Annotated in this window: 1 protein-coding gene; it reads right to left on the bottom strand. The window is 25.2% G+C overall.

Going from position 1 to position 214, the window contains the following annotated elements; translation table 11 throughout:
* A partial coding sequence (locus ACX6CF_RS27345) for a hypothetical protein (RefSeq protein ID WP_458788517.1) occupies positions 1-214 on the bottom strand: 214 nt, incomplete at both ends.

Raw genomic sequence — 214 nt, 5'->3', positions numbered from 1 at the left:
AGCTCTTCTATAGTTTTTTCCTCAAGTTTCTCATTTTTATAAGAAGGATTCTTTGCTTTAATTTTATCAATTAAAGCTGCTTTACCAGGTGATAAATTATCATATTTAATTTTTTCATATTCGTTTTTAGGAATTTCAAATGCATATACATTCACTTTATCATTTTCTTCAATAGATTGTTTTAGATTATCTATCGCTTCTTCTTCCAACTTAT

This window comes from Vallitalea sediminicola, from assembly GCF_054408565.1.
The sequence above is the reverse complement of the archived record's forward strand: the minus strand, read 5'-3'. Positions and strand labels throughout refer to the sequence as shown.